This is a genomic window from Aquidulcibacter sp. (genome assembly GCF_044346625.1).
Taxonomy (GTDB): Bacteria; Pseudomonadota; Alphaproteobacteria; order Caulobacterales; family Aquidulcibacteraceae; genus Aquidulcibacter.
On the sequence record NZ_JBIIYV010000101.1, the window covers coordinates 1 to 7,407 of the forward strand.

5 protein-coding genes are annotated in these 7,407 nt (G+C 55.2%); 3 read left to right on the forward strand and 2 right to left on the reverse strand.

The features are described from left to right. The first annotated feature begins 100 nt into the window (after positions 1 to 100). Complete coding sequence (gene phnX, locus ACIQ20_RS15060; protein WP_395781713.1) at positions 101 to 946, forward strand: phosphonoacetaldehyde hydrolase; 846 nt, start codon at positions 101 to 103, stop codon at positions 944 to 946. 112 nt (positions 947 to 1,058) lie between these two features. Here the strand turns inward: phnX and ACIQ20_RS15065 are convergent, their stop codons facing one another. Both ACIQ20_RS15065 and ACIQ20_RS15070 read right to left on the reverse strand, forming a co-directional pair. Continuing rightward, positions 1,059 to 1,937, reverse strand: coding sequence for a hypothetical protein (locus ACIQ20_RS15065; protein ID WP_395781715.1), 879 nt, complete (start codon positions 1,935 to 1,937; stop codon positions 1,059 to 1,061). Next, positions 1,937 to 5,008 carry a TonB-dependent receptor plug domain-containing protein gene (locus ACIQ20_RS15070; protein ID WP_395781717.1) on the reverse strand — a complete coding sequence of 1,024 codons (3,072 nt, stop codon included), beginning with the start codon at positions 5,006 to 5,008 and terminating at the stop codon, positions 1,937 to 1,939. The genes ACIQ20_RS15065 and ACIQ20_RS15070 overlap by 1 nt, the downstream gene beginning before the upstream one ends. Before the next feature lie 348 nt (positions 5,009 to 5,356). Between ACIQ20_RS15070 and ACIQ20_RS15075 the strand changes: the two genes are divergently transcribed. Both ACIQ20_RS15075 and ACIQ20_RS15080 read left to right on the forward strand, forming a co-directional pair. Next, on the forward strand, positions 5,357 to 6,619 hold the full coding sequence (locus ACIQ20_RS15075; protein WP_395781719.1) for a Tad domain-containing protein: 1,263 nt from the start codon (positions 5,357 to 5,359) through the stop codon (positions 6,617 to 6,619). A 251-nt stretch (positions 6,620 to 6,870) separates the two neighbouring features. Then, a partial coding sequence (locus ACIQ20_RS15080; protein WP_395781721.1) for a hypothetical protein occupies positions 6,871 to 7,407 on the forward strand: 537 nt, incomplete at its 3' end.

Sequence of the window (7,407 nt, forward strand, 5' to 3'; positions counted from 1 at the left end):
AAACACCCGAACCCGAAGTGCGCTTAAGTGTCGTGACCAGTGGGGCGGGCATGTCAACGGCGTTTGCGATTGGCGAGCGCGTTGTTCGGGAGACATTTCAATGAAGAACCAAATCAAAGCCGTGTTTTTCGACTGGGCTGGCACCATGGTGGATTTCGGATCGCGCGCGCCGGTTATGGCGATGCAGTCAGCGTTCCTTGCCTATGGCGTTGAGGTGAGTGAGGCTTCTGTGCGCGCTCACATGGGTAAAGCCAAGCGCGACCACGTGATGTCCATGTTTGCCGATGAAGAGGTGAGCTCGCGTTGGATCAAAGCTAAAGGCTCCCACCCAGGGAACACTGAAGCAGCCGCTCTCATGATCGAACTAGAGCCAGCCATGGCCCGCGAAGCAGCCAAAGCGAGCAAGTTGATCCCTGGGGCCAAGACGGTCTTTGACGATCTTGTCGCATCTGGCATCAAAATTGGATCGTCTACGGGCTATACACATACCATGATGGCGGAAGTTGTGCGGCTCGCAGCCGACCAAGGCTATCACCCCCAAACCATCTTATGCGCTGGCGATACAAGTGAGGGCAGACCTGCCCCCTTCATGTTGTGGCAAGCCATGATCAATCTCGGTGTCTGGCCTGCACGCAACTGCGTCGCGGTGGATGATGCGCCCGTTGGTATCCTTGCCGGTCGCGAGGCAGGCATGTGGACAATTGGATTGGCAGGGTCAGGCAATGCCCTTGGCCTTGACGAGGCAGCCTATGACGCACTTGATCCAACGGCACGGCGCGCAAAGCTAAAATCAGCCTCTGTGGATTTTGTCGAAGCGGGTGCCGATTTTGTTATCGCAACCATCGCCGACCTGCCGGGAGTACTGGGATCCATCGAAGCAGCCATCGCTAAAGGCCAAGCACCCGGTGCTGCACCGTCGCTTCTCGATCGCTCCGTGACGGGCTAGTCTAGGGTAGGTTTAGGCTATAGAATATTTAGCCAGCCTAACTTGCTTCTCATAGCGGCTTTACTGTCAGCAATAGCCTCTCAGCAATTAAAGTCCCAAAGCGTGATATGCCTTAGAGCAGCACGTTCGGCACATGTGGAATACGGGCAACCACGATCTCTTTTCGCTTCCGGCTGATTCCATAGATGACGCGATCCTTGCCCACGCTTCGGTCCCAAGCCCAGCCTTGCCCTTCAAAGGGCACAGCGATCTTGGTAACATAGTCTAGCACCACGCCTTGCTTGGGAAGTCGCAGAACATAAAGCTCTGGCGCATCATGGCCGGTTACATAGAGCAAGCCATCATCGCCCCAATCACCGCCTGAACTGGAGCTTACGCCCCAAGTTGCCACGACCGCTTGGGGGAAGATCCACGATTGACGCATCTGCCAAGCGTCGTCGAACTGGCCCAAATAGGTCCAACGTTGATCAAACCCTGGCGTCGTACCCTTGTCATTATAATTGGCAAAACATGCCCACCAAAAGCCGCCATGACGAACCGCCCAGGTCAAGGACCCGAGCCGTATTCCAAAACTATAGGTTTCGACCGGTTGCATGGTGGTGGTGTCGAACGTCTCCAGCGAGCTTGCCATCGGTAATTGGGGGAAGTTCGAATGCGCCAAAATCAACCGGTTCTTGGCGACATAGCCCGCATTGAAGTGCACGATCGCACCATCAGCCCCATCCCGCCATTCTGCGACGAAAACGCCGTCGGATTTGCGGTGCTTAACCAACGTGCGATTGCCGATCCCGTAGAAATAATTGGCATCGACAGCAGCCGCTTGGTTGGCTTCCGGCACCTGCCAACGACGCAGTTCGGTTGCCACCAAGCTGGCTGATGACGTTATTGCATCGCCCGAAGCAGCTTTGACACCGGCACCTAAAGGCAGAACCATTGGTGCCGCTAAAGCAGCACACTCAAGGAAGGATCTTCTTGACCAAGTTTGGGCCATCAGAATTTCCTCACGACTTCAAAGCTCCAGCTCCGGCCACTTAGGAGGGCTTGGCTGACACCTGCATCATAACCGAAAGCACCCGACGTTAATGGCGGCGGCTCATCGGTTAGGTTGGCGATAGATAGACGTACCCGCGTATTGGTGAGCCATGTTGGCGATGCAGCTTCAAACTTGTAGCCTACAGAGAGATTGTAAGTAACGACTGGATCGATCACCAAGCGATAGAGTGTGTTCCCGGCTGTGAAGAACGGCTCGATATAAGAAGGCTTGCCAAGGCTGTCGTAAATCGCCTGCGTCGTTGTTGCACCTGAATCATGTGTTTTTCCGACATGATAAATGCCTAGCCCTGCGTTCCATGCGCCCTTGTCCCAGTTGATATTGGTCGTGCTGCGCCACTTTGCGGCACCATCAGCATAAAGGCCGTTATTCTCGATTGGCGCAACATTGACGGGTGCAAGCGTGGTGCGCGAGCGGTCCAGATAGCTCCAGTCTGAGGTAACGAGAATGCGGCCCCAAGACTGGCGTGGCATCGCATAGCGGAATCCAAAGTCCACACCTTCGTGTTGGCTGCTCGACAGGTTCAGGAACGGCTGATACCGCGCGAAGATACGACCCGCGGGAGCAGCAGGGTTGGTTGGGTTGGCGGCATTATAAGCGGCAAATGCAGCACGATCTTCAGGTGTCAGCGCGTAACGCTGGACATCGGGATCGCCGCGATAGCTTGCGCCAATGCCGATATCGATTTGGTTGACGGCAACACCGGCCGCAATCTGCGCCTGCGTATAGGCCCGCAGCAGCGCTGTATCACTTGCATCAATCTGTGCGGTACTGCGTTGGCCAAGCAAGTTGGTGCGGTCGATGCTCCACAGATCAGCTGTGAGGCTTAACCCCTTGATACCTGGAACGTCGAACACGATGCCGTAGGTGGTGCCTTCTGATTCCTGCGGTTTTAGATCAGGGTTGCCACCAAAATAGGTACGTTTGACGTAGGGACCTTCGTTCAAGAACGGATTGCGATAAGCGTCGAGATCACCGGCACCCGCCGTGATGGACCAACGCGGACTGGTATAAAGCGCTGCAAGGCTTGGTGCCATGAACCCTTCATTGTAGGAGCCGCGAACCATCAACCAAGACGTCGGCCGCCAGTTTATGCCAATCTTCGGCTTTGTGGTCTCACCAAAGTCGCTATAGTTCTCAAACCGTGCTGAAGCCGTTAGCTCAAGGCTATTCACCAGCGGTATTTCGCGCTCGGGCGAAACCAAGGGCACGACTGTTTCGGCATAGGCGCTTGTGACTTCGCGCTCACCAAATACATCGGGTCGGGGTGGGTGTAGTAAGAAGTCATTGTTTAGCGGGTCTAGGCCCGAAGATGCAGGGTTTTCACCGCTGAACGGTGGACGCACATCACTTAACTCTTCCCGACGAAACTCCACACCAAAGGCGGCTTTCACCTCATTATCCCAAAAGGAGAACAAGGTGCCCGAAGTCCTAAAGTCGGCGCTGGCGATAGAGCTTTCTGCGCTGCGCGAATAGACTTCCGAGAAGGAATCTACAACCGACTGCGGATTGGTATAGGGCTGATCAGCTACGACGGCGCCATTTGCAACGCGGAAAGTGTAGCCAAATGGATTATAGGCACCACTATCGGTTCGCGCGATGGCAGCTTGGAGCTTGCTTTCACGAATGTCTGGGAACGCGTCATCAGTCCCGCTGACTTCATTGTAGAATAGCGAGCTCTCCCACTCCCACGTGGTGCCAAACTTGCCACGCACGCCGCCAACGATCCGGAAGACGTCCGCTTTGGTTTCGACACTTTCGGCGGCCAAGTCGCGAATGGTTAGCTGGGTGAAGCTGACGGTGCGCGGTGCACCAACGACGCGCGCGGTGCCGTCGGTGTTTGCGGCACCTGTGACATGGTAGAAGCGCGAGCCATAAGGGTTGAACGGGCTATCAATCGGCATCACCATCAGTTGATCGGACGTCGGCGCGTTAAGGGCCAGAGGTTGGCGACGCATGGTGGATGACGAGCCGTAATAACCAAACTCCGCAAAGGCCGTGAGCCGCGCACTAATGTCATACTCCGCCGTCACAAAGGCATTGGCACGTGTTGTCTTGGGTGAGGCAAAGCCAAACTGATTGAGGTCCAAGAAGAATTCTGGGTTGGTTGCACGGCTAGGTGCCGCCGTGGTCAGCGCTGGTGTGCCGTTCACAGGTCGGAAGAAATTGTTGGCCGTTGATGTTCCAATCCGAAAGGTGGGCCAGAAGCCACGCGCGGAACGTGCATCAAAAGGCCCGCCTAAAGCGTTAAATGGCGCTGGCGCACGATCAACGTTCAAGGATGTGCGGCTGAAGTCGCGCTCAGTCAGAAGCGTGGCATCGCGGGACAGCCCTTCAAATGTGCCAAACAATCGTCCCCGGTCATCAGCAAAGCGGGTTCCGAACGTTACAGCGCCCTGCAGACTCTCGCCACCGCCCGCTTCGGGCTGGCTATAGCGCAACAGTGCCTCAACACCCTCAAAGTCGCGTCGCAACACATAGTTGATCACGCCACCAACAGCATCCGAACCGTAAACAGAGGATGCGCCATCGCGCAGCACTTCAATCCGCGCGATCCCTTGTGTCGGCAAGTGGTTGATGTTGACCGCTTGCGACAGGCCAGCGGTGAATGGATTAATGGCCATGCGGCGACCATTAATCAGGACCAGAGTTGCTGTCGCACCCATATTGCGGAGGTTCAAATTGGCATTATCGCCCCGCGCACCAGAAGAGCCCAAACGAGTTTCGTTCTCGGGCAAATTGCTTACCGAAGGCAGCGAGGTCAGCAATTCAGACGGCAGAAGCGCGCCACGCAATTCGATCGCGCGCTGATCCAGAACCGTGATTGGAACCGTTGTCTCAAGATTTGATCGACGAATGTTGGAGCCTGTAACAATGACCGTTTCGACTTCCCGAGCAGGCTGCTCACTGGCTTGTTGCGCCGTGGCAGAGTGAACCCAACCAAGGCTAAGGATGGCCGCCACAGCAGCAGAATTGAACAAGCGAGCCGACCGGCGCACAGAATATGTCATAGCTTTTCCCCAGCACTTACAATTGCTGGGTCTGGCTACAGAGGCCGTGTGACGGCCCTGCGAACGCTGGGTGACGTATCTGTAACCCACCCCAACAAAGCGAGGGCACAAAAGACGAATTCGTCGCGTATCGTTCGGCGGCTGCTGAAATGGGTGGTTTGGTCTGGAGAGCACGAGCAGCGAAAGCCGGCGTAAATCTAAGATGTGCAGCCAATTTTCAGAGATATCTTATTGAAGCAAGTCAAGGTAAATCTTAATAAGAATTTACTCGGGCCACGCTCAATTACTCGGCCTGAGCTAACGAATTATAATCGAATACTAGGTACACTCGATTGAATGAGGGCCTAAATGTTGAAAGCGCTGCTGTCGAATATTCGTGGTAATATCGCCACCATCACTGCGATAGCATTAGTGCCAATCGCTGGCGCGGTTGCTATGGCGGCTGAGCTGACAATGGTCAGTGCTGAACGTTCGCATCTCCAGTCGATCGTCGATTCTGCCGCGCTCGCAGGGGCGACAGAAATGGCTATTCCCTCCCGCGATGCAGTCGGCATTCAAGCCGTAGCGGTTGCTTTTGCTTCAGACTCTTACTCCCGCTCTGGATCAAAGACGCCAGTTACATTTGCTGCCAATGTGAACCGATATGAGCGAACAATTACGGTTTCGGCAGCTGGCGCTCGTCAGCCAATGATTGGAATTCCGGGGATCGGCGCAACCAATTTATCCGTATCGGCTACAGCTGAGAGTTTGCAGAACATCCCATTGTGTGTGCTGCAGACAAACTATCAACCCCCAGCAAAGACTGCGAAATTTCTAGCAAGAGTTGGCGTCGGGGCGGTCACCGGCTTTGACCTGTTTGATCAAGCGAAAATCCGTGCGGGTGGATGCCTCATACATTCAAATGAGCGGATTGTGGCAAACGATCGGGCAGAGATTGAGGCATCACGTGTGCAGGCCGTAACCGACGCCACGGGTCAGATTAACCCCACAGCAAATGTCGGCGCGTTGGAAATCGCGGATCCGTTCACCGCTTTGAATTTAAACCCAAAGTCTATGGCCGGCTGTCAGCCACTCAAGCGGATCACTATCGGTGCAGGCCAAACATATGTCATGCCGCCTGGCGTACATTGTGAGAAAATTGATGTGCTGAGTAATGGCATTTTGCAGCTACAGCCGGGGGAACATTATTTCTTCGGGAACTTAGACTTTAGAGATAATGCATCCTTGCTTGGCGATGATGTGGTCATGATCTTTGGCCCGCTCTATAAGTTCAATTTTGGTGGAAACACGCGGGTTGAGCTATCCGCCCGCGAGACTGGACCGTTAGCGGGCTTTCTGATTGCCACCCACCCCACCAACTATCAGTCATTTACAATCTCATCCAACAATGTGCGGCAGTTGCTCGGCACAATTTATATCCCACGCGCTGAGTTGATCATTAGCTCGACAGGCAGCGTGGCACAGGAATCGGCTTGGAGCGTGATTGTCGCCAGAGCAATCACCATGACAAATAATCCAATTCTCGTGATTAACTCCAGTTATGTGAACTCTGGTGTACCCGTTCCAGACGGCGTCGGGCCCACTGAGGCAACCCCGCGACTAAAGCAGTAGACCATCGAAGTCAGCCTGAAAGTGGTCTGGATGCTAGCGCAAATCTCCAACCCCAACGCTTGGCTGGTTTGCTGAATTTCTCAATGTTGAGCGATGCGCTTCGCGCGGTAGGGTGCGCTCCGATTTATCGAGGCAAACGCCGCTTGAGCATACTACTCGCGTGATTGTGCAGGGCTGCTAGCCCCCCTCCCCCGACAGAGTGTCACGTTTCTCTGACAAAAGGCTCTATCGGCACTGGGAGGCGAAGCGATATGACACTTCAAACAGCAACACGTAGCGCACTGATTGGGCTAGTCGCCTGTCTGACACTATCATCAGCCGCCCTCGCCCAAACAAGCCCACCGCCGCTCCGCGCAGCTTTGCCCAACAATGCTGAGATGTCGGCAGATCCTCTCCCGGTTTTACCAGGCGAGGTCATGAGCCGTGAATTCGTGCCAGATTGGGGCCTAATTCCAAGTATGGAGACCGATAGCCAGCCGACCTTGTCCAGCAATGCCGTGCCTCCGCGCGGCCTTCGCGATGGGGATGCTTTACCACCAACGCGGCAATGGATGGGCGCGCCAGCCAGCCATCAGATCCACGATCTCATGGAAGGGCGCAGCCTGCCCAGCGGGCCTTTTACGGCTGAAATCTGGTTGTCCTATCATGGCGACAAGCCAGTGGGTGCCGCCCTTGTGGCCGCTGCGCCCGGTCAAGCTCCATTATGGCGTTTTGGTTTCAACGAAGGACTTGTCCTGTTTGAGGCAGGTGGCGCGTCCTTGGCGCGGCCCGTAATGGAGGTCAAAGCC